At 32.7% G+C, this 21,579-nt stretch carries 32 protein-coding genes; 3 read left to right on the top strand and 29 right to left on the bottom strand.

Going from position 1 to position 21,579, the window contains the following annotated elements; translation table 11 throughout:
- Positions 1–35: 35 nt before the first annotated feature.
- The 20 genes from OQ292_RS05795 to OQ292_RS05700 form a co-directional block, all read right to left on the bottom strand.
- Positions 36–299, bottom strand: coding sequence for a hypothetical protein (locus OQ292_RS05795; RefSeq protein WP_284685113.1), 264 nt, complete (start codon positions 297–299; stop codon positions 36–38).
- Complete coding sequence (locus tag OQ292_RS05790; protein WP_284685112.1) at positions 292–579, bottom strand: hypothetical protein; 288 nt, start codon at positions 577–579, stop codon at positions 292–294. The genes OQ292_RS05795 and OQ292_RS05790 overlap by 8 nt, the downstream gene beginning before the upstream one ends.
- On the bottom strand, positions 576–1,103 hold the full coding sequence (locus OQ292_RS05785) for a hypothetical protein (RefSeq protein WP_284685111.1): 528 nt from the start codon (positions 1,101–1,103) through the stop codon (positions 576–578). Before OQ292_RS05785 ends, OQ292_RS05790 begins: the two co-directional genes overlap by 4 nt.
- Positions 1,104–1,604 carry an SH3 domain-containing protein gene (locus OQ292_RS05780; RefSeq protein WP_284685110.1) on the bottom strand — a complete coding sequence of 167 codons (501 nt, stop codon included), beginning with the start codon at positions 1,602–1,604 and terminating at the stop codon, positions 1,104–1,106.
- Positions 1,601–2,002, bottom strand: a complete 402-nt coding sequence (locus tag OQ292_RS05775; protein WP_284685109.1) for a hypothetical protein — start codon at positions 2,000–2,002, stop codon at positions 1,601–1,603. The genes OQ292_RS05780 and OQ292_RS05775 overlap by 4 nt, the downstream gene beginning before the upstream one ends.
- A 3-nt stretch (positions 2,003–2,005) precedes the next feature.
- Positions 2,006–2,239 carry a hypothetical protein gene (locus OQ292_RS05770; protein ID WP_284685108.1) on the bottom strand — a complete coding sequence of 78 codons (234 nt, stop codon included), beginning with the start codon at positions 2,237–2,239 and terminating at the stop codon, positions 2,006–2,008.
- On the bottom strand, positions 2,220–2,342 hold the full coding sequence (locus tag OQ292_RS05765) for a hypothetical protein (RefSeq protein ID WP_284685107.1): 123 nt from the start codon (positions 2,340–2,342) through the stop codon (positions 2,220–2,222). The genes OQ292_RS05770 and OQ292_RS05765 overlap by 20 nt, the downstream gene beginning before the upstream one ends.
- Complete coding sequence (locus OQ292_RS05760; RefSeq protein WP_284685106.1) at positions 2,342–3,652, bottom strand: ArdC family protein; 1,311 nt, start codon at positions 3,650–3,652, stop codon at positions 2,342–2,344. The genes OQ292_RS05765 and OQ292_RS05760 overlap by 1 nt, the downstream gene beginning before the upstream one ends.
- Entirely contained in the window at positions 3,652–4,887 is a 1,236-nt protein-coding gene (locus OQ292_RS05755; RefSeq protein WP_284685105.1) for a ParB/RepB/Spo0J family partition protein, read from the bottom strand. The genes OQ292_RS05760 and OQ292_RS05755 overlap by 1 nt, the downstream gene beginning before the upstream one ends.
- A complete protein-coding gene (locus OQ292_RS05750) occupies positions 4,884–5,108 on the bottom strand; it encodes a hypothetical protein (protein WP_284685104.1) in 225 nt (74 codons plus the stop codon). Before OQ292_RS05750 ends, OQ292_RS05755 begins: the two co-directional genes overlap by 4 nt.
- Complete coding sequence (locus tag OQ292_RS05745; RefSeq protein ID WP_284685103.1) at positions 5,080–6,018, bottom strand: hypothetical protein; 939 nt, start codon at positions 6,016–6,018, stop codon at positions 5,080–5,082. Before OQ292_RS05745 ends, OQ292_RS05750 begins: the two co-directional genes overlap by 29 nt.
- Positions 6,012–6,374 (bottom strand): hypothetical protein, encoded by a 363-nt coding sequence (locus OQ292_RS05740; protein WP_284685102.1) that lies wholly within the window; start codon positions 6,372–6,374, stop codon positions 6,012–6,014. The genes OQ292_RS05745 and OQ292_RS05740 overlap by 7 nt, the downstream gene beginning before the upstream one ends.
- Positions 6,367–6,705: a hypothetical protein gene (locus tag OQ292_RS05735; RefSeq protein ID WP_284685101.1), complete on the bottom strand. Its 339-nt coding sequence runs from the start codon at positions 6,703–6,705 to the stop codon at positions 6,367–6,369. Before OQ292_RS05735 ends, OQ292_RS05740 begins: the two co-directional genes overlap by 8 nt.
- A gap of 3 nt (positions 6,706–6,708) precedes the next feature.
- On the bottom strand, positions 6,709–7,137 hold the full coding sequence (locus OQ292_RS05730; RefSeq protein ID WP_284685100.1) for a hypothetical protein: 429 nt from the start codon (positions 7,135–7,137) through the stop codon (positions 6,709–6,711).
- Between the two features lie 63 nt (positions 7,138–7,200).
- Positions 7,201–7,863, bottom strand: coding sequence for a hypothetical protein (locus OQ292_RS05725; protein WP_284685099.1), 663 nt, complete (start codon positions 7,861–7,863; stop codon positions 7,201–7,203).
- A gap of 63 nt (positions 7,864–7,926) precedes the next feature.
- Entirely contained in the window at positions 7,927–9,195 is a 1,269-nt protein-coding gene (locus OQ292_RS05720) for a hypothetical protein (protein ID WP_284685098.1), read from the bottom strand.
- A gap of 1 nt (position 9,196) precedes the next feature.
- Positions 9,197–10,675 carry a transglutaminase domain-containing protein gene (locus tag OQ292_RS05715; RefSeq protein WP_284685097.1) on the bottom strand — a complete coding sequence of 493 codons (1,479 nt, stop codon included), beginning with the start codon at positions 10,673–10,675 and terminating at the stop codon, positions 9,197–9,199.
- The gene (locus OQ292_RS05710) at positions 10,672–11,118 is read right to left on the bottom strand and encodes an LEA/WHy family protein (RefSeq protein WP_284685096.1); all 447 of its coding nucleotides are present in this window, start codon (positions 11,116–11,118) and stop codon (positions 10,672–10,674) included. The genes OQ292_RS05715 and OQ292_RS05710 overlap by 4 nt, the downstream gene beginning before the upstream one ends.
- Positions 11,115–11,540, bottom strand: a complete 426-nt coding sequence (locus OQ292_RS05705) for a hypothetical protein (protein ID WP_284685095.1) — start codon at positions 11,538–11,540, stop codon at positions 11,115–11,117. The genes OQ292_RS05710 and OQ292_RS05705 overlap by 4 nt, the downstream gene beginning before the upstream one ends.
- 113 nt (positions 11,541–11,653) lie before the next feature.
- On the bottom strand, positions 11,654–11,833 hold the full coding sequence (locus OQ292_RS05700; RefSeq protein WP_284685094.1) for a hypothetical protein: 180 nt from the start codon (positions 11,831–11,833) through the stop codon (positions 11,654–11,656).
- A gap of 168 nt (positions 11,834–12,001) precedes the next feature.
- Between OQ292_RS05700 and OQ292_RS05695 the strand changes: the two genes are divergently transcribed.
- Together OQ292_RS05695 and OQ292_RS05690 are read left to right on the top strand one after the other, a co-directional pair.
- The gene (locus OQ292_RS05695) at positions 12,002–12,283 is read left to right on the top strand and encodes a hypothetical protein (protein ID WP_284685093.1); all 282 of its coding nucleotides are present in this window, start codon (positions 12,002–12,004) and stop codon (positions 12,281–12,283) included.
- A gap of 51 nt (positions 12,284–12,334) precedes the next feature.
- Positions 12,335–12,799, top strand: a complete 465-nt coding sequence (locus OQ292_RS05690; protein WP_284685092.1) for a hypothetical protein — start codon at positions 12,335–12,337, stop codon at positions 12,797–12,799.
- 323 nt (positions 12,800–13,122) lie between these two features.
- Here the strand turns inward: OQ292_RS05690 and OQ292_RS05685 are convergent, their stop codons facing one another.
- The 4 genes from OQ292_RS05685 to OQ292_RS05670 all read right to left on the bottom strand — a co-directional run bounded on the left by OQ292_RS05685 (position 13,123) and on the right by OQ292_RS05670 (position 16,979).
- Positions 13,123–13,977 carry a DUF4435 domain-containing protein gene (locus OQ292_RS05685; RefSeq protein ID WP_284685091.1) on the bottom strand — a complete coding sequence of 285 codons (855 nt, stop codon included), beginning with the start codon at positions 13,975–13,977 and terminating at the stop codon, positions 13,123–13,125.
- A gap of 13 nt (positions 13,978–13,990) precedes the next feature.
- Positions 13,991–15,349, bottom strand: a complete 1,359-nt coding sequence (locus OQ292_RS05680) for an AAA family ATPase (protein ID WP_284685090.1) — start codon at positions 15,347–15,349, stop codon at positions 13,991–13,993.
- A gap of 248 nt (positions 15,350–15,597) precedes the next feature.
- Positions 15,598–16,473 carry a ComEC/Rec2 family competence protein gene (locus tag OQ292_RS05675; RefSeq protein WP_284685089.1) on the bottom strand — a complete coding sequence of 292 codons (876 nt, stop codon included), beginning with the start codon at positions 16,471–16,473 and terminating at the stop codon, positions 15,598–15,600.
- Entirely contained in the window at positions 16,470–16,979 is a 510-nt protein-coding gene (locus OQ292_RS05670) for a hypothetical protein (protein WP_284685088.1), read from the bottom strand. The genes OQ292_RS05675 and OQ292_RS05670 overlap by 4 nt, the downstream gene beginning before the upstream one ends.
- Before the next feature lie 220 nt (positions 16,980–17,199).
- Here OQ292_RS05670 and OQ292_RS05665 point away from each other — a divergent pair, with 220 nt between their 5' ends.
- Entirely contained in the window at positions 17,200–17,883 is a 684-nt protein-coding gene (locus OQ292_RS05665; RefSeq protein WP_284685087.1) for a hypothetical protein, read from the top strand.
- Here the strand turns inward: OQ292_RS05665 and OQ292_RS05660 are convergent.
- The 5 genes from OQ292_RS05660 to OQ292_RS05640 form a co-directional block, all read right to left on the bottom strand.
- Positions 17,797–18,240 carry an HNH endonuclease gene (locus OQ292_RS05660; RefSeq protein WP_284685086.1) on the bottom strand — a complete coding sequence of 148 codons (444 nt, stop codon included), beginning with the start codon at positions 18,238–18,240 and terminating at the stop codon, positions 17,797–17,799. The two genes, OQ292_RS05665 and OQ292_RS05660, sit on opposite strands and share 87 nt — an antisense overlap.
- A 195-nt stretch (positions 18,241–18,435) precedes the next feature.
- On the bottom strand, positions 18,436–19,026 hold the full coding sequence (locus OQ292_RS05655; protein WP_284685085.1) for a hypothetical protein: 591 nt from the start codon (positions 19,024–19,026) through the stop codon (positions 18,436–18,438).
- Between the two features lie 125 nt (positions 19,027–19,151).
- Entirely contained in the window at positions 19,152–19,388 is a 237-nt protein-coding gene (locus OQ292_RS05650; protein WP_284685084.1) for a hypothetical protein, read from the bottom strand.
- Positions 19,389–19,703: 315 nt separating this feature from the next.
- Entirely contained in the window at positions 19,704–20,138 is a 435-nt protein-coding gene (locus OQ292_RS05645; RefSeq protein WP_284685083.1) for a hypothetical protein, read from the bottom strand.
- A gap of 28 nt (positions 20,139–20,166) precedes the next feature.
- Complete coding sequence (locus OQ292_RS05640; RefSeq protein ID WP_284685082.1) at positions 20,167–21,471, bottom strand: recombination protein NinG; 1,305 nt, start codon at positions 21,469–21,471, stop codon at positions 20,167–20,169.
- Between the last annotated feature and the right edge of the window lie 108 nt (positions 21,472–21,579).

Genomic DNA, 21,579 nt, shown 5'->3' with positions numbered 1-21,579 from the left:
TTAGTAAAAAATAGATAAAAAATGTTGTTTTCATATTAGTAGTGGATTGTAATTACATCAGTTGATTCTAGACTAAAGTCTGTACTTATCCACTCCAAAAAACTACCAATTATTGTGTAGTCTATTCCTTGTCTTTGTAAAACTCCATTAATGAACATAGCCACAAATCCATTATTTTCGGGGATCATAAAAGTGGTTTGTCCATTGGAGACATTAATATTAACTTGATTTCCAGAACTGGAACTATTATCTGTTGTTTGATAGCTTCGGCCTAGTTCATACTTTCTATTATTAGCCATAGTATTGAATATTTAAGCGTTGAGGATTACCGGCCTGTGTAGCTATAATTTTAAAAGTTGATAGGTTTATTCCCTTTACTTCAAGTACAGAAAAGTGGTTTAATGGCATTCCTTCTAATGCAGTAGGACTTGTTCCATCTTCTTTAAATCTGGCAGAAACAATACTAGATATATCATTACTTTCAAGAACTAATTCTGCATAGATAGCTCCTTCAGGTGCTGTTAACGCAACTGCTTGCTGCTCATCAAAAGTTAATGTTACTTGCTTTAACACTCTCATTTTTTTATAAGCTTATAAGTAATTAACCATACTAGAACAATAGCCGAAACAACAAGGAGTACAGGCAGCTTATGGGTATTGATACCAATCAAAGCCAGGGTAGAAATAGGTAGTTCATTAAATGCCTTTTCAAAGTCTGATTCCTTGTAGTATAGATCAGCGTATTGTTTGCCGTTTTCCACTTCTATTTTTGCCCTTATGAGTTTTGATAAAGTCTTTTTGTCTAAAGAGATTTTTTCACCTGGTTTCAAGCCTGTTTTCCTGCTGACATAATCAATGTAAGCTGAAGTATTGTTTTCAAATGATGGTGCATATTCAGCAATTAACTTGTTTAAAGTGTCTTTTCCATCTTGAGCGATATCACCCACAATATCAATTAACATGGCTCTTACACCCCAGAACAATTGTGAGAATTGTTCAAAGTGGCCATCAGTATTTTGTGCAATAGGTAATTTGCCTTTCCAATCAGAAGAGGTAATTACTAGGTTTCCAGGATTGTTATTTCTAAAACCTCTTGGTAACATTTAAGCAATGACTTTAATTTTTTGATTGAGTCCACTTAATTGCTGTGATTCCTTGCTTTCGATAAAGCCACTAAACACCCAGGCTTCTCCTTCATCAGTTTGCAATTTAGCCCAACGACCTGGACTGGTTGGAGTACCAATATCTGTACTTTTACCAGTGTGTTTTCCAATGTAGGATCCTTTGTTTACCTGTTTGATTACTTTGCCATTGCCTGGACTCTCTCTGATGTTGAGCTTGTCAACTGTTGAAAAAGCATAAGGGTTTTCAGCAAAATAACTGTTATTTACTTCCTTAAAAGCAATGGGAGTGTTATCAGTTTTGACCACCGAATTTTTTTCTTGCGTAAATGAAGAAATATTATCTGTTGAGTTATCTGCTATTACAGACTTCGATTTCCTGTTTTTAAGAAAATAGGTAATACCCCAAATAGTAAGCACAATAGCTATTGAGACAATAAGGGCATCAATTGTTTTTATCTGCTTTTTACTTTTCTTTTTCATGCTGCTATTGCTTTAAAAAACCTTTCTTGTTCCTCATCGTCAAGGAATTTTCTAATGTCATCAATTAATACCCTGTTGTAACTGAGTCTATAAGCTTTAGCTACTTCATCAATTCGCTTTTTACCTATTTGTTCAGCTATTTCAATTACTTTATCTTCATCGGTATTCACCCACCATGCCCAAAGCTCACCAAATGGAAAGAATAGGTTATAGATTCTGGCTGCATAGGCATTGTTTAAATTATCCAGATTCTCTTTCCTGGTATTTTCTCTCATCTTATTGATAGCAGACTGCCCAAATTTGTAGACCACAAAAACTACTACTATCACTATGATGGCAGTAGAGATATTCCGCACTGGTTTGCTATTGAGGATAGAAGTAATAAATACAGGGTTCATCTTTTAAGCTGATTTACCGAATAACACCTTTTTCACTGAAGAAAGAATAGGAGGTGGGTTATCTATCCAGGCTTTTATTTGTGCGATGGCTGCCGGATTTTCTTCCATAAAATTGGCTGTCATGATGAACTCTTCATGAGATAAAGCAGAAGTCATTTTCTGAAATGCTTCTAGTTTTTCTACTGCCTCTGTCTGGTTCTCAGCTTCGATTTCTATATCAACTTTGTATTTTTCCATGATTGTTTTCTTCAATAAATTCTAGAATAATTATTACCGCAGTGAGCACCACAAAACCTAATTGAAATATGCGTAGTGCTTTTTTTAATTTTGTTGTTTTCATTATGCCAGGAGTTTGATACCAAATAATGATAGTTGACTCCCAGCTTGCCGAATCATTTCTGGTGGATGATTCGGTTTTCGAACTTGTACAGGTAATGCTTGTTGAGTTCTCCAGTCCGTTAAGATGGCATCATTTCGCATGTAGCGGGGAATGCCTTCTGGATCTTTATCTAAGATGTAATCAGCCGCTTTTTGTGCCTTACCTGCTGCCCTGATAAAAAATTTATTATCCTGTTTCATAGCAGCAATTAATCTTGATTTCCAGCTTTCAAGATAGGCTGCACTGCTTTTCTGGAGTACATCAAAAAATATCCCTGATTGACCGCAAAGAAAACAAGCTGATAATTCAGCAATTAACTCTTCAAAGGCATATTCAGGAGTTCCTTTACTGCCACCTCTTTGCTTATCATCCAGTCTTGTTTCATGTTTGGTAGAGTGCGCCAGTTCATGAAAAAGGGTAGAATAAAACTGATGATCATCCTCAAACAAATGCTGATCTGGCATATTGACAAAGTCATGAGATGGCATGTAAAATGCACGATCTTGTTTAAAATAGATCGGGGGACGTTTGGGCATATTCCTTAGGATTGCCTCAGCCGATTCTATTCTTTCAATTTCTCTTTGAGGAACTACAGGTTGGGGTAAATGAAAATCAATTCCCTCGATATCTTCCGCATTGAAAACAGTATAGTACTTTAAGAAAGCATAACTGTTTAATTCTTCCAGTTTTCCAGATTTTTTGTAGTGATCATACCTTTCCCAATACTCTTCTTTGCTGATGCTTTTATTTCCATCTTTATAGACTACATTATAGTAATAGATGGGATAGCCTTTAGCGAATTTCTTAATCTTACCTTTTTTCTCTTTGACTTGTTTAAAGGTTAAAAAGTAGGGGACATCCCAGGCTTTGTTTCTGTTAAATGGAATGATGAAGTTTAAAAACAGGGCATTGAAACCCTTATAAGGAATTTTTGAATTGTAATTCTGTGCATAGATGCCATACTTTTCTACAGACTTCCAAGGTTTTCTCCATTCCAAATCTTTTGATTTTTCAATCATTTCTATGACCATATTGGTAATAAAATCATAGGTTTTATCTGAAGCAGAAGCCAATGAGCCTAATGTGCTTTTAGTATCTGTGTATACTCGGTCGAAGACTCCGTCGAAGACCTCTAATCCTTGCCAGTTATCGGGCTCTATCATTCCCAGACCTTGCAGGGTTTTATTTTTCTTGTATTTCAAAGAATAAATTAAAATCACCACTACTATTATCAGTACTATACTTGGAAGGAGAATCTGTTTATTTTTCATTAGGCAATAATTTTAATTCCAAATAAGGATGTTTGCTGTTTTAGGCTTTCTGATATTCCCTTACTTAAATAATCCCTTTCTTGTAACAGCCTGTTTACTGTTGCAGTAATTCGCTCTTTGTCTGCTTTTCGATCATTTTTTAAAATGCTACTGTAGTTCCTTAATGCCAAGTCAATTTCTTTGATTCTTTTAGCACTTTCTCCAGTATCTGACCGTGCATAAATTCCTGTATCTCCTTTGCGTTCTAAGGCCAATGGTTCATGTGAGTCAAAGTCTATTCGATTGATCACTTGAGAAACCTTAAAGAAGAAATCGTCTTTTTTAAGTTTAGATCCTTCAGCACTTTGGTATAAGTACCGGAATAATTCTGCCTCATGGGCATTAGTAATTTTGAATGGATACAGCTTTTTTAAAGCCCCAATCCACATGGCTTTTATTTCTAGTAGAGGAAACTGGTCTTGTTGGTTTTTAGGCAATGAAAGGTATCTGATAAAATCACCTTGAGGGTTTAAATAGCTATATAATTCTAATTTGTTATACATGCCTTCAAACCTGTTCTTCAGCTCTGCTACTGATAATTTTTCCTCATCCCTTAATCGCTTAAAAATTTTAATGTCTTCAATAAGCTTTTCAGGTGTTTGTCCTCTATTGGCATAGAATCTTGAAAAGTCAATGGCTGCTTTTTCTGTACCTACAAAAAATCTAGCTGGAATTACTTTTTTTCTAAGCTGCTTATGTGCTTCAAGCCTACTGTGTCCAGATAACATCCATATTTGATTGTGGACATCTCGCCAGACTGTTACCGGATCTAATAAGTTATGATCAAAGTTTTCAATAATGCGCTTAACTGATTCCTGACTAAAATCTTCTTCTCTGTTTTGGAAACGGTCTGTATCTGTTTTTATCTGCGAGATAGGTAGCCAAACTGCATATATATCCACAGGACTCACAGTTAATCCCTGATAAATCAATTCCTGGGAAGTGGCAAATTCAACGACTTCTCCTTCAGCTCTTCCTTGATGCCAGTTGCAATAGCCTGTACTGCTATAAGTACCATCATTACAAGGATAGAATCTTTCTGGTATCTGGTTATAGATAGCCCCTAAGTCATTCTCAGGTCTGTGAGCCTCTTTATTTTTTTTGATTAAAAAATACACGACGACTACTATTACTACTGTAATAGCCACAGTGATGACTGGCACAATTAAGGTTGTATGTTTTTTTTCTAATCTCATTTTTTTATTTCTTCAAATTCGACTTCCTCTGCTTCTTCTTTGTCTTTAAATCGGATAGCAAGGACGCTGGAAACTGCACTAAAAAATCTGTCTGCTTTAGAGTTTTTAGGCAGTACATTTTTGATGAATTCTTCTGTACCTGATAGGCCTATATTCAGCCATCCTGATTTTTCAGGATCGGTGACCTGAAGTTCAATTTGAATTTTCTTTTTGCTCGTCATGGCTCATGATTTCAGCTTCTTGAATTTCTTCTTCCGATTCCTCTTTTAAAAATGCTTCTAAGTCTTCTACAAAATCTTCATCATCAGATTCTTGGATAATTTGCAGTACAAGGGCTTTCTTTTTTTGGGATAATCCAGATAGCACACTGACGAGATCGTTTGCTTTTTCTTCTTCCTTCCCTGCATTATTTTGATTGACAATCTGAAAGCTAATGGGGCTTTTTTTGGGTTTTATAGACTTTGATTCTTCAGAAGGTTTGTCTTTGCTATCAATACCAGAAAGTCCTTTATTACCTGTAATCCATTCTTTACCTATTCCTGCCAGAAATTCCATCGCACCTCTACCAATATCTTTTAAGGTAGCTCGCTCTTCCCGCTCTCTTTTCAATTGTGCCTCCAGTACTTTCATATTTTCCTTTTGAGCTTCTTCTTTGAGCTTTAATTCTCGCTCATTGTATTCTTTAATGATTTCTAGCTCCCTGCTTTTGGATAAAAATTTCTCTTCTAATAACCTTTCTTGTAATTGGGCATCATAGGCGGCTAGCTTGTTGGCAATTAATTCTTCTACACTTCCCCCAGTTTTCTCTATTCCATTAATCACGACACCATTCTGATGAGCTCTATGACCTGCTAAGAGTTGAGCAAAGTTGCTTTCTTCTCCTTCATAACCCGCAGCAGATAAGTAATAAGTTACTTTTTTACTATCTCCAGGGCTATTGCCTAATTTGATTTCAAGCACTTTAAAGGTAGGATCATTGACATAGTTATCAATCACATCATTAAAGCTGGCATTCTGGGGATTATTTACCTGAGTACTAATGAGTAATTGCCTGTTTTCTCCATCCCTTATCTCAAAGTATTGAGAAATATATTTTGCCCTATTTTTAATATTTTCAAGTTCTGCTAGCATAAGTATGTATTTACCAAATAGTAGTTGATAAAATATTCTTCAGTGGTCAGTGCCTTCTTTTGAGATTGTATAAATCCTCTGTGAATGCTCATTCTGTGAGAGGCAGCAAAATACCTGCTCCCTAGTGGATCTTGAATAGGAATACAGTTCTTTTCCGTGTAATTGATTTTTTTATCATCAGAGAAAACTGAAATATCAAATACACTGTCATTGCTTTTTACCTGGAAGTATTCAACAATGGCAAACTGATTAGGGAGCAGGTAAATGACCTGATCATTTTCAATGAGCCTGTTTTCAATTTCAAAGCTTTCCGCATTGAATTTTCGTATTTCCTGTTCAATCAGCCTGTTAATCATATCTCAAAAAAATATTTACTTTTCCTGTTCCTTGACTGCTGATGCTGCCTGTTAAAATGTCTTGTTGCACTGATAGGGAAAGTGGATGGAAGTTTTTGGATAAACCATAAGGAATCCCATCGACCATAGATTTTTTCGCAATATCAATTTTCCTGAAAACTGCCTTTGTCCCTTTGCAATACCTGAGTGTAACACTTACTTTCTGTGCATTACCTTCAGGATGAATCAAAACACCTGTGATGCGTTTTTTGGATTGACCGATTTTTTCTTCAAAAATCTCGTAACCTCCATCAGTCAGATTGCCAGAAAATATTTTTTGTACATAAGACATATCTTATACAGGCTTACTCATCAATAAGTAAAACTTTCTCACATAAGCTGTGAATGCACCTGTAGTCGTGTCCTTGATCGTGATTTGTATATTTTCATCTCGATCTATTTTCTTGGAAACACGAAAAAAGCGATCTGTTAAATTCAGGTGATCTCTGGCTGTGATAAAATCCAGACCCAATCCCTTATCAAAGAATACACTTTCATTGTCAATTTTAAACTCTACAATTTCACCAGACTTTTCATCTGATGCATCAGGTAAATAGTTCACACAAATTCCATCAATGCGATCATAATCAAGCTGATGCTCATATTTTACACTAAACTCTCCACCTTGAGCAGTAACAGCAATTTCTAAGGCTTCTACCCATTTTGCCCTATTTAATTCAGCTACATAAGCATTGAAAGAGGTTTCTAAAGTATCGCTATTCATATAAAAAAATTTATAACCCAGCATGAAACTGGGTTAATGTCCAATTCAGTTGAGCTTCTTTGTTTAGAAAGGTCTTACCGTAGTGCCAATCAAATGCACCTTAATGGCATGAGCATTTGCCCCCAAAGTTTGACCTGCATACAGTCTGACTGCAAACTCAATACGATCATCCATCATTACTTTCGGATTTTTCAATTCATACAGTCCATACTGCTTATCGATCATATAGCCATCTAAACCTGGATCAAAACTTCCTAACACAGGCAATTTTTCAAGTACATCTTTGGAGTTATACCTAAAAGAAACTTCGCCTCTTTTTAATGCTACTGGGTATTCTACACTTTCAAAATTCGCTACTGCATCAGCGGCATCTGTAGCATACAATAATTGAATGGCAGAAAGGACAAAGGGACGATTTTTTTCCAAGCGACTTTTAGCCACATTACCCACACCCACCTGAATATCATCATCCTCTTGAAAGACATCACAGGAGGAGCCCGTAAATGTTTCTGTTTTAAAATAGGTATGATCCACCATTTGCAATCTACCAGTGAGTAGTTCTTGCTGAATACTTTCAGGCATGTAGTTCAGCCTTTCTAAAAATTGGCGTCTGTATGGATGAGCTGAAGCTTCTCTGGCCAATAATTGATTAATAGCCTCTTGATTTGCGCCAGCTAATTTTCCATTCAGGCCAGCTAAAACCATTTCTTCTTGTGTAAGATCCATTTTGTTGAAAATTATTGATGATAAAAACTTTTTAAAAAATTAAAATGATCAGTTATCTGCTTACTATGCAGCCCTTCTTCTGCGAGTGGAAGTACTTCTTCTAGCAGTTGTTTTTCTTCGAGTCACAGGCTTTCTTTTTGCAGTAGTTTTGCTTCTGGAAGTACTTGTAGAAGTCGTTTTTCTGCGTTTTGGCTTTGTTTTAGACACAATCATTTTAGGAGGCTCTATGAGTAAAACATTTGAACCGTTAAGCCTTCTAGTGGGTTTTCTTCTTCGCCTGCGAGTAGTACTGCTACTTGTCCTGGTAGATGTTCTTCTTTTTGCTGTACTCGTGCGAATGCTTCCGCGAGCAGTTCTGCGAGCAGTTCGTCTCTTTCTTCTTACTCCAGCCAGACTTTTTCTTCTTTTCTTCTTGGGTTTAAAGACAAAATAACCTGTAATGATGGCCACAATAGAAACAACTGTTACAATAAGCCAGGTTTTGTTTTTATTGATAAATTCTTTGATGGAAAACTTTCCATCCTCATTACTTGGTGGTGTATCCGTGGGAACTACTGTAGTTAATGAGCGAGTAGGTAAATCTGCTTCATCGCTAGCAGTAACGGGCTTTAATTTTATATTATCTGTCATTTCTGTGGCATTTTGTGTGGTAATACTTCTTTCTTGAATGCTGGTTCCAGAATTGGTTCCAGGATTCGTCCCAGAGCTGGGCTCTGATTTGGTTGCAGCTTCATTTGTTGCTCCTTTGAAGTCTTGAAAACCCAATCTTTTAGCATCTAAGATCAATTTGTCATTAGAATAATTGATGTATTCTTGATAGGCAATTCTATAGGGTATAGAATACACTGTGCCTGGATTGCTTGATTTTTTAAGCGCATCAGTAGTTGATTTGTTAATTAAACCTCTGTCTGCTAAGAGTTGGAAAAATGATTTCCCTTTGAATAGAGATTCATACTTTCTTTGGTAGTAATCTGCAAAGTACTCGATGAGCCTTATTGTCTCTTGATCATTGGGAGCAATTACTGTTTGCTGACTATTACTTTCATTACCAAAGACCAAAGGAGTGATATTGCCTAATTGCTGAGGATAGAGCACATTGTAAATGTCTTGATAGATAGCAGAATAGGCTGAATTTTTAATGGCATTGTTTAATGCCATTTTGCCTTGATCAGTATCAGAAAAGACAATCACTGTTTTGGCAATGGCTGCTTCTTTTTCATTTTGCCCTGCTTTTAACTTTTTATATAAAGCATACACTTCTAAAAGCAAGGTATCTAAGACATCAGGACTCATGCTTGGGCTAATCCCAGACAGTTCATATAATTTTGTCATCTTATTTTGATTTTTTACTCATTAAAAAAATGCCACTTCCTACAGTGATCATCACCACTATAGCCACCACTACCATGATGAGCGTTTTATTCTTTTGATAAAATGATTCACTATTTCCTTTTTCAGGATCTTGATTTTCAGTAGTAATGGTAAGTGACCTGGAAGCAGATTGATCTGTTTGAGTGCCTGTCGGCTGATAACTATTTTGTGTGGTAGTAGCATACTGCTGTACACTTTGTTGTGCACTGGCATTTTGTGCAACAATTTGCGCTTCGAATGCATCCAATACCGCTTTAGGCCATTCTCCTTGTGAGTTTTTGTCTGCTTTGTATAAAAGCTTGATATTTTGCCTTCCAGCAAAAGAAGCCCCTTTTTCAATTAAAAAATACTCTGGATCTTTGTCTTTGCCTCCGCGATTTCTCAAATAGATTTTGCCATCTATACCAATAGCTGCCTCTGAGGCTCTTACTGCTGAAGTGGAAGCCCCATTATTGATGGACATGGAATAACCTAAGCCGCTATCATAATCACTCAGGATTTTAACTGTATTGCCTGCTTGATCCTCAAAAATATCTCCTGGGGAAAGTGTGGTTTGCCCAATCCCTCCTTTGCCACCTTTCTTTAATAAATTACTAATGGCTCCAGTTACTTTTGAGCCAATCGTTGAAATGATGGCTTTTCCTGCATTACTATTTACTAGAGCAACTGCACCAGCAGCAACAACAGGAATCACCCCTAAGCCATTCATGGCATAGCCTAAAAGCTCCTTGTATACTTCTTTGAAGTAAATGCTTCTTTGGTATGCATTTTCAATTACCTTTTTAGATAGACTGGCATCATTTAAGTATACCCTGACTGTTTTTACTAGGGCTTTTTCAAGTTTGATTTCCTCTGTTTCTTCAAACTTGTTTAAGGCAAGCATGATTTCGCTTAAATATGTATTGATAAGAATCAGTTCTTCATTATCAATACCAGCTAAGTTTTTCATATAAAAATCTTGTTTTTTGATATGGGGGTGTTCAAAATTGAAATAGGGTATTTCTGGGACAGTATCTAAGTATATGTGATTTCCTAACTCATCTAAGGCAACAATATAGACATGCTCCCAACCTTCACCTGTTACATCTACTACTCTAAAAAAATGAGGGATACCTAAGTTTTGAAGTAGGGCAGAGATCAATATACTCGTGCAATCACAGTCACCTGCTTGATCTTTGATCACCCTTGCAGGTCTCCTTAATTCTTCCTTTCCAGATACATCTTTTTGATACCTGATATGCTTTCTTACCCAATTCCAAATATTTTTTGCAGAGGCCTTGCGGTCTTTTCCTTTCAGCTCTAAAGCCAAAGAAGCTACCTGGTAGGAATAGAGTGTAGCAATTCTTTTCATCTGCTGAAGTGTTTCTTCAATAGTGGCTCTTCCCAAATAGGTATCTTTTCCATCTGAAAGACTGGCGATATGTGTGCTTACTGCATTCATATAGAAACCCTTTCTCGTTTTTTGAACTGGAATAACTTAAATAAACCGAAGCGGGCAGTGACTTCTACATCTATAGCTGTATTAGAAATAAGCTTCATAGGAAGACTGACGGCATTTTGATAATCTATGGGTATTTTAGTGCTAATCACACTTTGACTGTCTGGCTCAAAAGTGACAATGCCTGAATCAATGACTGAAGAGGCAAATGGACTTGATTCGCCTGGTAAATACAAACTGATAAATGGTTTAGTAATGCTTAAGCTAACATCAGTCGGATTTTTGATCAGGCTGTTAGCTGTCAGGTTGATTCCTCCAGTATCCAAGTTATGCACTTGGATATTATTAAACACCTGTAATTGATTAGCCAGCCTATAAAGTCGATATAGCCAGATAACAACTACCACAGCAGTAATCAATAAACCCGTTTCTATAGCTCTTTTCATGACCTATACTTTTGATCTGTATAGGCAAGCTGGACAAGGGTGTCTGCTTCAGAGTGGGAGTACTTTTCATCTACCTTTCTAAGCAGCTCTGAAGCAATAGCTAGATAAACAGCCCCTCGTTTACTTTTCTTGGTGTTTCTAACCCTTTCTACAAAGTATTCAACCAAATCAACGCCTTCTTTTTCCTTTGCCTTAGCAGTGATTTCCTCAAAGGTGTCTACTGTAGTAAAAGCGTCTTTAATTTTAGCAAATACTTTGTCATCTGTTTCAGAAGGTGTGAGGATAATAATATCAGTGGTAGCAGGATTTTCTACTACTGCACGCAGCTGGGCAGTAAAGGAAAGCACCTCTTTGATAGCAGTAGAGGCGAATAGACGACGAATTAAAAATTTAACTCGCTTAAAAAATCTTTGTAGTATCATAGACTAAAACTCTTTTTTAGTTTTAGCTAATCAACTAATAGATTATACTTTTATCAAAACCACTGATAAATTGTGAGTAACATTGATAAAGATTGACTAAGTATGAGCATGTTTTATTTTTTAATCTCGTAATAATCGCAGAACTCTGTTAAAGTAATCATTGCCTTATCTGGATTTCTTTTCTCCTTCTTAATTGCTTGTATTTTCCTGTAAGCAGTGGCTTGGGAGCAACCCAGTAAATTCATAATAACTTTAGCATCTACAATTTGCAAGCTTTCAATAGGTTTAATCATAATTTTATGCTTAAATGATAGTATAAAAAAACAAAATTTTAAGCTTTGTTGCCTTGTTTTTAGGCTTTTTTTTGTACTTATATGCAGGTATAGATCACTAAAACTGTACATGATAGTTAAGTATGGTTAATTATAGTTAATTTTATATACATTTTAATTAATGCTACTATGAGGATAGATAGATCAATATTAGGTAAGAAAAATGTGCTGGCAAGACAAGTTTTTAGAGGTAGATTATATTATGAAAAAATTTGTTATCACTGCTTAGAACCTTTTTTAACTATAAAGCAGGACACACTCTCTTGTCAGAATAATACTTGTCGGGTAACAATCAGTAGACGTGTTAGAGCTGGAAAAGCACTAAACAAACTGGAGAATATTCCAGAGTATCCTCTAAGAGAAATTGATTTTGTGAAATATGGAATGGAAGCTCTGCAACATCAAAAGTAGAAGAATGCTGCAATTTCTTGAAGTTAAAGTGCCAGTAATAGAAGATTAAATATGACCAGTAACCAGAATTATAAAAAATTTATTGGATTCTTAAATATTTACCAAGTAAAATACTTGATAGTGGGAGGATATGCGGTTGTTTATCATGGTTTTAATAGATCCACAAAAGGACTTGATATCTGGGTTTCACCACACATTGACAATTTAATGAATTTTATATGTGCCACTAGAGAATTTGGTTATAGTTCTATCAACTTTTCTCCAGAAAATATTAAAAACCCTCATATGCTTTTTGAATTTGGCTCAAAACCTAATCTCATTCATATTTATACTGAAATAACAGGTGTGGGCTTTAATCACTGTTATAAACATAGATCAACGCTTAATAAAGAAGGGCTTTCCATTGATATTATAAATATCAATCAACTCATTAAAGCAAAAGAAACTGCAAGTAGATTACTTGATTTAGAAGACACTCAAAAATTACTTCAGATAAAAAAGTTAAATAAAAACTAAACTTATAGAATATTCTGTTTGAAGCGATTTTTATATAACGTTTTGGTACTTTGAAAATAGATAGAATTTAATTTGGTGACCAGCTTGCTAGTTTTTGCACTTCCCTAACATAAACCTTCAGATCTTCCAAACAAAAAGCCTGGTTTAAGCTAACCAGGCATAGAATGTTTTTATTAACATAAATGACGATTATTGGCTTTTTTGAAACCATTATTATGGACATCAACGATACCAAATATTTATCGTATCTTATGACATTTATATTAAATATTGGATTCAAAGACACTAAAAATAAAAAACAGGGCAACTTAAAAAGAGTATTCTTATTCTATAAAAGATGATATTTCACTTTTTAAATAGTCTAATTCTTCGCCTTGAAATTCTTTAGAAAGTAGATAGGTAAATGATTCAAGTGACATATTATAAATTAAATTCATCTGATAGAGTCTATCTTTGATAATTCTTAGAATATATTTACCTGGAGCATTTAACAGAAAGTTAACTAATTTATTAAAGTAGCTTCTAAATTCTTTAGACTTAGATAAAAGTGTGAATCTACGATCAATATGTTTTAAACTTTGTTCAACTGATTCTAGATAATCCGAAATAAAATTCATTCTAAAATGCGGAGAAGGAATATTAAAATCAAAGTCTCGGCTAGTATTAATGTTATAATATTGAATACCAAGCTCAAACTTTCTTATCACCACAAATGCTTCAATAAGTTTTTGTAAACATTCTGCGGCAGACTTTAGAATGTAATTATAATTAAATTGGTTTGTTATATCAGCATCTTTTAACTTTGGATTATGTTGTTTTATAATTTCATAAACAGCTTCTTTTGAAAGTAAAGAGTTTTCAATTGAATAGCAGTTTAAATAAAACAAATTATTAATATTTTCTTTTTGATTAAGTATTTCATCAAAATCTAGGTCAACTATATAAACTTTTTTATTATCATTACTTGTTTGTTGAGCTGTAGATATAACATTGGTTTTACCATTGAGAGGAAATATCTTTTCAAATTTTAAATCAGGAAATAACTTTTTTAAAACATTAAAATATAAATTTTCTTGATCAGTATCCTCTACATAAAATTCAATATCATTAAATTGTCCATAAAATATATCTTGCCCATTGAGAAATGAATCTGTCAGTACTGGAAATCCTTGCTCCATAATAATTACTTAATTAATTATAAGGCACTAACAACTGCGCCTTTTTTTTCTTTTTACTTACTAAAATTGGACTATGAGTTGCAAGAATAATTTGCGTGTTATTTGGTGTTATTGTATCTAATTTTTCTAAGAAATCTTCTTGCCATTTAATATGTAATGAGAGCTCTGGCTCATCTATTATAAATATTTTACCATCGGAATTATTAAATGCTATATAAGAGAAAAGGATTAATATCTGTTGTTCACCTGATGATAAAAAGTTAATATCTTTATATTTGATTTCTATCTCTCCTTTTCTATTAATTGTATTAAAAGTTAATTCAAAAGTATCTTCTTTAAACGCTATTTCCTTACCAGAATCTTTAAAAAAATAATTTAAAGTTTGTAAATAGTTTTGAATTTGTGCAGTTGTTTTTGAAACTTTTTCTTCAAATTTTTCGAATTCACGAAGTAGTTTTCTGACTTTTATAAATTGGTTTGCATTTAATCCGTATAGGAGTTTTACAATGTCTTTTTCAGGGTTATTTTGATATTCTGTAGTAATAGCTTTTAAATCAGAAAAATATTTTTTTACTGTTTCCTTTTCCGAATCTCCAAAGATTGTCTCTTCAAAATTCTCAAAATAGTCATGTACTCGATTTTCAGCATTTTCTATTTGTTGATATGTGAGTTTGTATCTAATTCCACTTGAAAAGGATTCTTCAGTAATACTTCCATTAAAAGCCGAAAGCATTAAGTGATTTTTAAGAGAATTTGTAAGGTTAAGAATTGAGTTTTTTTGTTTTCTATATTCTTTATTTATTATTTCCTTTACACGATCAAGTGGAGAAATAGACACTTTTTGTTTTCTTCTAATGACATCTCCTTTCAAGCTGTCTTCAACAAATACTTGTTCAGACTCTTCTGCATATAAATGTCTATCTAAACCTACAACTGTTGGTTTTGGGAATTTAGAAATAACTTGCCAAGTTTTTTTCTCCTTATCATCTGGACCTAGATGCAAATAACTTTGAAGTACTTGTTGTTTAAGATTTTCATTATTTTCAATATTTGAGGGATGTTCTCTCAATTTCACTATAAGAGGATGCATTTGACTGCTCCCTACCTTCAATTTATAGCGAAAAGTTGATTTATAATGGATGCAATTTATTTCGTAATTTTCTTTTTGGTATTCAAAAAATAGTGTGAGTGACTTAAAGTCGGTCACACATAAATTTGGTAGAGATGGCCTAAGAATCCAATTAACAATATTTAATATACTAGTCTTTCCTGCCCCATTAATTCCGACAAGTATAGTTAAGTCATGATTGAAGTCAATTACTTTATCAATATAACCATATAACTTTACTATTTTTAGTTTTTTAACATGCATATATATTTCTATTAAATATCTAAAAAAGAAAAAAATTTATTAAGCATCAGAATAGCTTAATATTCAAATAATGAATATAATAGACGTAATGCTAATACCCTGTTAAAATTAAACGATATATTTAATTTGGTGAAATTATCATTATTTACTTTTTTAATGTAAAAGAATTTCAAAAATACTTTTTGATCCATTCACAAAAAGGGGAAATCAAAAATTATGATTATCATATAACAGCAAGTTCAATTTTCTTATTTAATCATTACCTTTAGATAACTCCTGCCACTTGGTTGATATCCAAAATGTGCTACCACTTCTCCATCAGAAGCTGTTGTTAAACATTTTCTTTGTTTTGAAGTGAAATTACTTTTATTGTGTACAGTCCATCCTCTACTTTTTGCAGTATAATTTGCATTAGCACTTGTGTCACAAAACTTGGAGTCTGATACAACAGTTATTCTAGGATTTACAGCCTTAACAAAGTCGTTATTAAATCCTGACATACGTCCATGATGAGGAGCTAGTAAAATATCAGCATTTGATATAGCTTCAACAAAATCATTTTTAGACATAAGCTCGTCAAAAGAGCATTTTTCATTATCTCCAGGTATTACAACTTTTATATTTGCAAATTCAAAAACACTTATTATACTATGATTATTAAAATTGTTATGATTACAAGATTTTGGAATAAAGGTTTTTATTTCAAGCCCACCCCAATTACTAGGATTTGATTTATCATCAATTGAACTTGGATCAATTGGTTGGTTGTATCTATTATTTATTTCACAATATTTTTCAAATTTTGCTCTGTCTCTTTCAAGTACTCTCTCCATTACTTCATCATTACTTAAATGATTTGGCCTAAGTAATACTCTTGGTTTCAAAGCATCAAAATTGAGAATGTCGTCAATATGATCTAGGTGGGGATGAGTAATGATAACGTAATCAAGCTGATTTACTTTGTATTTATTTTTTAGATGAAGTAATGGGCTAAAATTCTCAATTCCTTTTGAATAATCCCCAGTTCCCAAATCTATTACAATATGTCTGTTATTAGGAGTTTTAATATATGTCATATGACCATGTTGCACATCCCAAAAGACAACTTCACAATGATTGCTCATGATATAATTCTGTTTTTACTTTTCAATGAATTTTTAATTCTTTTTGTGATATAAATAGTCTGTTTTCTATAAGAAAAAGCAAACATTATTAAAAGGCTACTGGAGATAAAATACCATTTATAGTCTATAAGCCATTGGTATTTATTTGATAACAATAAAAAGACTTTGGAAATAATAATCAAAAAAAATAATGAAGTCAGAGTTCTATAAGTGTTATTTGATTCTGATAAAACCTCAATTTTTGGATCATCTTTAGATGCTTGAATAAAGTCAGAATATTCAGCAAACTTTATGAATTTGATTTTCTTTAAAAATGGTTCAATTAACAAAGAACCAATACGGCTTATGACAAGACCTATGAAATAATAAAGAAAAGCTCCAACAAGTATATCTTCTTGTAAGATATTAATTTTTGTTATTTTACTTATAATGACTGCATATAAGACACCAGGGAACAGATAATTGAAAATGTTATATGACGATATCTTATTTAGCAGATCCTTCATCTGATTAGTTTGTTATTTAATTGGTTGACTAAATATATATAATTTACCCTACTACTTTCTATAGATTTTATTAAGAGAATCATCTAATATTTGATGTTTTGAATCAATAATTTATTAGGAGTCAATTATTTGAATAATTAATATATTTACTATTATTTGATTAATTTATGACTTTGATCAAATAATAGTAGTTTTTTCTGATTTATAATAATTTATTATCATGACTAATAAGAACACACCAAAAATTTCTATAAATAAGCTAGGCGAATTTTTGACGGCCAATTCTACACGTCAACGTAAAATTCTTGAAACATTCAAAAATCCAGATGAAAACCGTTTTACTTATACTTATTATTCTGATGCAAGAAAAGCAATTAATGCTTATCTACAAAGTAACTTTAATGCTGAGATTATTTTAAAATGTTTAGATTATCTAAGAAATAAAGGTATTAATAATGATTTCTTAGAAAATGAAAAAAGGAATTCAATTGAGGCCTTAGAATTTGTGTTGAACACGAATGCAATAAATAAAAACTTAATTTATTCTGCTTTAGATATTCATAAAAAGAATATAATAATTGAAGGAGTTGATGTAAGTGTTAATCCAGATATCATAATAAGGAAAGTAAACAATAAAGGAATAAATAAATTCGGAATAGGTAAAGTTCATATTAGTCAAAGTACAGAATTACCAGAAGATACATCTAAATATATTTCTGCAATTCTATACATGTATGCAATTGAAAATATTGTATTTGATAATGAACAGCTAGATAACAAGCTTTGTATATCTTATGATGTTTTTAGAGATTTTACTTCAATCTGCCCTAATTCGATAATAAGAATTACAAATGATATTAAATCTGGATGTAAAAACATAAGAGCTATTTGGGATAGTATCTAATTTTGATTTTTCAATATGGCAATGTTTACACAATGTTTGGTAGTTGTCTAGTCCACAGGCTCCACCTCCCAATGTTACTGGTATAATATGATCTGCTTCCCATTCTTCATCGGAAGAGCCACAACTTCTACAAAATCCTTTATCAATTTCAAAAAGTAGTTTTCTTATAAAAGTAGGATCTCCTTTTATAATATAAAATTCAAAAAGTGCTTTTTTTCTACATTCATCACTATACCATTTTTTTCGCCTTCCTTCTAGTTTATTTGCACAACCACATGCGCAAACACCCATTAATTTTGGAAATAAAGTATCTAAAGTTAGTCCATTTTGATATCGCTTAAAGTTATCTAACTTCATTTTCAGCTTCTTTTTTTTTAAAATCAACACTCAATTATACAAATAATTGTAGATAAAATCATTAAATTAAAAATACATAATTTGCAATTCGAATATATTAAGATCATTCAATTATAATATCAAGTAAATGATATATAGATGCCTAATTTAAGGTGTTTATTCTGAGTGAAAAGAATAAGTTTTATAAAATCATAATTAAATCATTGTAATAATTTTTCCAGTTGAGTCATTATTTTGATTATACTGTTTATATGAATTGTCAATCGACCAACCATATAATTCTTTAGGCATGAACTCTCCATTTTCCTGTTGTTCATACACTGTATTTAAGTAGAATTTCATGTGCAAAACTCTGCCTTGTCTGTAGTAATTCATTGCTAAATCATATAACTTTTTATAGCCAGTAAGAGGTTTATTATAACCATAGAAGTTTTTTACAAAATGAATGTTTTCATTTTTTAGTCGGGTTTCAATGAGTTCTTGGTCTTTAAATAGCTCTCTTTCATGAGGATAATCTATGCTGTAATACCTTTCTACCCAACCCTCAGTTTTTTTTGAATTTTTAAATACTACCCACAGTTTTATCAAAGAGTTCTTTTGACACTTCGAAAGAGTATTTATTGGTGAAAAAGCATTTTGTTTGATATAGTGCTCTTTGATCAATGCATCCAAACTATCTCTAGCATTCTTTCTAGAGATTTCAACCACTGATGGGTTATTAATAACTTTCATTAAATCAGAAATACTCATTTCTGATACTTCTCTATTTGTGTATTTTAATTGCATGGTAATTACTGAATTGGTTTAAATGATGGGAGGACTAATAAATGTCCCCCCTTTTGAATTGTTGCAACTTATTTTTAGTTGCAGTTGCCAAGCAATAAAGAGTTATGATACTCTTTTCCTGCGTCTTAAATATTTTTTTGATTAGGTCTTCGCTTTTTTGTAAAACTGCCTATTTGCTTTCTGTTTTTTTTGTTGTAGACATTGAACCAGCGCCAATTTGGATACTTTTTATCTAAAAAATCAGTAAAATCAAGCAGGTTACTGGTATTATATTTTACAAACTTTTCACCTGATACTTTTACAATGCACCTGTACTTTCGCTCTTTTTCTGCACTATTCATCAAATTTGAACCATTCATCATTTTTGAAATTTTTCTTTTATGCTCAAAACTCTTCCTACTTCTCACACTTTCTGAAAGCTTTCTGAAAGTATTTTCTGTAAGTAATTTCAGAAAGTTTTTAGGTAAGTCTTTCTGACACAGTAAGGCCTTACTTCCAGAAGGTGGAAAAGTATTCCAAGTACTTCGGAAAGTAAAGGCAAAGAAATTTCACTTGCCTGTTTTTACGTTGTTATAGACATTATTTAAAGTCTCTAAATTGTGCGCACAATTTTTCACTTTCTCGAATATGAAAGATTAATTTACGGTGGTGGCAGATTATGAAATTCAGATATCATTCTATTGATTGCTTAGGTTAAAAAATTGACTGTTGATGGCAAAAAGGGTTTCTTTATGATTCCCTTTTCTTCTGATATTTCCACCGTTTAGAGTTACTTTATAAGCGGTTAATATACCTGCTATTGCAAGCCGTTCTATATGACTATCTAAGCTTTTTACATGGATATTTAATTGTGAAGCGATAGATGCACCATTGTCTTTAAAATACCCACATACATATCTTTCCTGCCCCAGTTCCACTAAACTGGTGTGTAATGGGTTAGAAAAGTTCACATTTTTCTTGATGGCAATTTTAAAAATAGTCTCAGCAGTTTTTGTGTGTTGTTCTCTAATTTGAAGACCAAGTGACTTATCTTTATTGTAGGCTTTAATATGCTTATGTAAGAGCCTTATCGGTTTTTCAGACTCAATGACTTTATGTATTACTTTTTCCATAATGGTAATTGTCTAGTTGCTATTTGGTTTAATTTTCTTCATTGTCAGTGCCAGTTTTTTTCCATAAAATACATTGCTGAGCAGAGTCTAAACTGCTTTCCACAAGCTTTAATTTATCCAATTTTCTTTCCTCTCTTTTTTTATAGGTATGTTCCTTTCTTTTCTTGTCTGCACATTCTTTTGAACAGTATATTTTTTTATTAGAGGATTCATTAACTACATTGGCAAAAAAAGGTTGACCACAACATTTACATTTTCGTGGTTCGTATCCTTCTGGGGCTTTAGTAAGTCCTAATTCTGTATATTTCTCGAACTGTGTTACTGTCTCAGTAACATTACCTAAAGGCATATTTTCATTGTTTTGGCTTTCAACCTCATTCCTAAAAATCTTTAGATTGCTATCATTGAATGGACTGCCATTCATTTGATGTTTTTCAAGGGTGTTTTGATTGAGATTAACTCCTTTTTGCTTTGTTTTTTCTTTAAGATTGGGAGGTGGTGCTTGATTGTTGTTACTTGATTGACTACTATATTCCAATGCTGATTTAAAGGAAAAAATACAATTAAATATCATACATATGATGTAGATACTTTCCGAGAATATCACATTATATCTGTTTTCTTGTAAAGCTCCTAAAAGCTTATTATTATAAGAGTTTAAACTGGATTCAAACTCTTTTATAAGAGTAGCTCTTTGTTTGGTATGTTCACTAATGAGTTCTGACTTTTGAGTTTCCAGTTTATTTAGTTTTTCTCGATCAATAGATACTTGATCAGTTGAATGCCATTTATTGCCAGACTTTGGTATATAAACTGTTCCTTGATAGGTGTAGCGGGATTGAATATCTTTAATGGTATTATCAATTTGAGCTAAATTGTTTTTGAATATTTGATCTGTATTGTTCGTTTTTTCATCTATTGGGGGAGGAGAGAAATTCTTTACTGTTTTTCTTTCAATACCATGCATACTAAACCAGATAGAGCCACCTATACATGTAATAGATAATAATAAAAAAAAGAGATTAAATGATTTAGGATATCCCAAAAATTCGTGAAAAAACTTTAAGGTTACTATGGACTTGAATATTTCAAATAGAACTGTAGTTAGTAGAGCAAAGTAAAAAGGATGAGGGAGCTTTAAAAATGCCAAATTAGCTTCAAAAAAGCTTAATTCTGAATAACCAGAATAACATTGCGCTGCAATACTGATAAGAGTAAAAACGGCAAATACACCAAAGAACCTACTATAATAGTCCTTTTTTTCTACGTAATTTCGGGTAAATATTTTCAAAAAAAAGTTTTTCAAAACATTAATATCCTTAATATTTTCCATAATTTTAGGCAGTTTCTATTTCATTAGGGTAGCCGGGACTGTGGTTGGGATTGGCTGCCCTTGACTTTTGGTGAACACCATGAAAGCTTATTAAGCTTTCATGGTATC

The sequence above is a fragment of the Chondrinema litorale genome (assembly GCF_026250525.1).
GTDB classification, from domain to species: domain Bacteria; phylum Bacteroidota; class Bacteroidia; order Cytophagales; family Flammeovirgaceae; genus Chondrinema; species Chondrinema litorale.
The sequence above is the reverse complement of the archived record's forward strand: the minus strand, read 5'-3'. Positions and strand labels throughout refer to the sequence as shown.

What these genes read in the sequence shown, in the direction of transcription:
- OQ292_RS05725 (WP_284685099.1), bottom strand. Translation starts at nt 7,863, where the DNA reads ATGGATCTTACACAAGAAGAAATGGTTTTAGCTGGCCTGAATGGAAAA.
- OQ292_RS05735 (WP_284685101.1), bottom strand. Translation starts at nt 6,705, where the DNA reads ATGTCTTATGTACAAAAAATATTTTCTGGCAATCTGACTGATGGAGGT.
- OQ292_RS05695 (WP_284685093.1), top strand. Translation starts at nt 12,002, where the DNA reads ATGAGGATAGATAGATCAATATTAGGTAAGAAAAATGTGCTGGCAAGA.
- OQ292_RS05700 (WP_284685094.1), bottom strand. Translation starts at nt 11,833, where the DNA reads ATGATTAAACCTATTGAAAGCTTGCAAATTGTAGATGCTAAAGTTATT.
- OQ292_RS05680 (WP_284685090.1), bottom strand. Translation starts at nt 15,349, where the DNA reads ATGCATGTTAAAAAACTAAAAATAGTAAAGTTATATGGTTATATTGAT.
- OQ292_RS05665 (WP_284685087.1), top strand. Translation starts at nt 17,200, where the DNA reads ATGACTAATAAGAACACACCAAAAATTTCTATAAATAAGCTAGGCGAA.
- OQ292_RS05650 (WP_284685084.1), bottom strand. Translation starts at nt 19,388, where the DNA reads ATGATGAATGGTTCAAATTTGATGAATAGTGCAGAAAAAGAGCGAAAG.
- OQ292_RS05720 (WP_284685098.1), bottom strand. Translation starts at nt 9,195, where the DNA reads ATGACAAAATTATATGAACTGTCTGGGATTAGCCCAAGCATGAGTCCT.
- OQ292_RS05745 (WP_284685103.1), bottom strand. Translation starts at nt 6,018, where the DNA reads ATGCTAGCAGAACTTGAAAATATTAAAAATAGGGCAAAATATATTTCT.
- OQ292_RS05645 (WP_284685083.1), bottom strand. Translation starts at nt 20,138, where the DNA reads ATGGAAAAAGTAATACATAAAGTCATTGAGTCTGAAAAACCGATAAGG.
- OQ292_RS05785 (WP_284685111.1), bottom strand. Translation starts at nt 1,103, where the DNA reads ATGTTACCAAGAGGTTTTAGAAATAACAATCCTGGAAACCTAGTAATT.
- OQ292_RS05640 (WP_284685082.1), bottom strand. Translation starts at nt 21,471, where the DNA reads ATGGAAAATATTAAGGATATTAATGTTTTGAAAAACTTTTTTTTGAAA.
- OQ292_RS05780 (WP_284685110.1), bottom strand. Translation starts at nt 1,604, where the DNA reads ATGAAAAAGAAAAGTAAAAAGCAGATAAAAACAATTGATGCCCTTATT.
- OQ292_RS05760 (WP_284685106.1), bottom strand. Translation starts at nt 3,652, where the DNA reads ATGAAAAATAAACAGATTCTCCTTCCAAGTATAGTACTGATAATAGTA.
- OQ292_RS05715 (WP_284685097.1), bottom strand. Translation starts at nt 10,675, where the DNA reads ATGAATGCAGTAAGCACACATATCGCCAGTCTTTCAGATGGAAAAGAT.
- OQ292_RS05770 (WP_284685108.1), bottom strand. Translation starts at nt 2,239, where the DNA reads ATGGAAAAATACAAAGTTGATATAGAAATCGAAGCTGAGAACCAGACA.
- OQ292_RS05795 (WP_284685113.1), bottom strand. Translation starts at nt 299, where the DNA reads ATGGCTAATAATAGAAAGTATGAACTAGGCCGAAGCTATCAAACAACA.
- OQ292_RS05705 (WP_284685095.1), bottom strand. Translation starts at nt 11,540, where the DNA reads ATGATACTACAAAGATTTTTTAAGCGAGTTAAATTTTTAATTCGTCGT.
- OQ292_RS05740 (WP_284685102.1), bottom strand. Translation starts at nt 6,374, where the DNA reads ATGATTAACAGGCTGATTGAACAGGAAATACGAAAATTCAATGCGGAA.
- OQ292_RS05660 (WP_284685086.1), bottom strand. Translation starts at nt 18,240, where the DNA reads ATGAAGTTAGATAACTTTAAGCGATATCAAAATGGACTAACTTTAGAT.
- OQ292_RS05790 (WP_284685112.1), bottom strand. Translation starts at nt 579, where the DNA reads ATGAGAGTGTTAAAGCAAGTAACATTAACTTTTGATGAGCAGCAAGCA.
- OQ292_RS05765 (WP_284685107.1), bottom strand. Translation starts at nt 2,342, where the DNA reads ATGAAAACAACAAAATTAAAAAAAGCACTACGCATATTTCAATTAGGT.
- OQ292_RS05690 (WP_284685092.1), top strand. Translation starts at nt 12,335, where the DNA reads ATGACCAGTAACCAGAATTATAAAAAATTTATTGGATTCTTAAATATT.
- OQ292_RS05730 (WP_284685100.1), bottom strand. Translation starts at nt 7,137, where the DNA reads ATGAATAGCGATACTTTAGAAACCTCTTTCAATGCTTATGTAGCTGAA.
- OQ292_RS05675 (WP_284685089.1), bottom strand. Translation starts at nt 16,473, where the DNA reads ATGAGCAATCATTGTGAAGTTGTCTTTTGGGATGTGCAACATGGTCAT.
- OQ292_RS05750 (WP_284685104.1), bottom strand. Translation starts at nt 5,108, where the DNA reads ATGACGAGCAAAAAGAAAATTCAAATTGAACTTCAGGTCACCGATCCT.
- OQ292_RS05710 (WP_284685096.1), bottom strand. Translation starts at nt 11,118, where the DNA reads ATGAAAAGAGCTATAGAAACGGGTTTATTGATTACTGCTGTGGTAGTT.
- OQ292_RS05775 (WP_284685109.1), bottom strand. Translation starts at nt 2,002, where the DNA reads ATGAACCCTGTATTTATTACTTCTATCCTCAATAGCAAACCAGTGCGG.
- OQ292_RS05670 (WP_284685088.1), bottom strand. Translation starts at nt 16,979, where the DNA reads ATGAAGGATCTGCTAAATAAGATATCGTCATATAACATTTTCAATTAT.
- OQ292_RS05655 (WP_284685085.1), bottom strand. Translation starts at nt 19,026, where the DNA reads ATGCAATTAAAATACACAAATAGAGAAGTATCAGAAATGAGTATTTCT.
- OQ292_RS05685 (WP_284685091.1), bottom strand. Translation starts at nt 13,977, where the DNA reads ATGGAGCAAGGATTTCCAGTACTGACAGATTCATTTCTCAATGGGCAA.
- OQ292_RS05755 (WP_284685105.1), bottom strand. Translation starts at nt 4,887, where the DNA reads ATGAGATTAGAAAAAAAACATACAACCTTAATTGTGCCAGTCATCACT.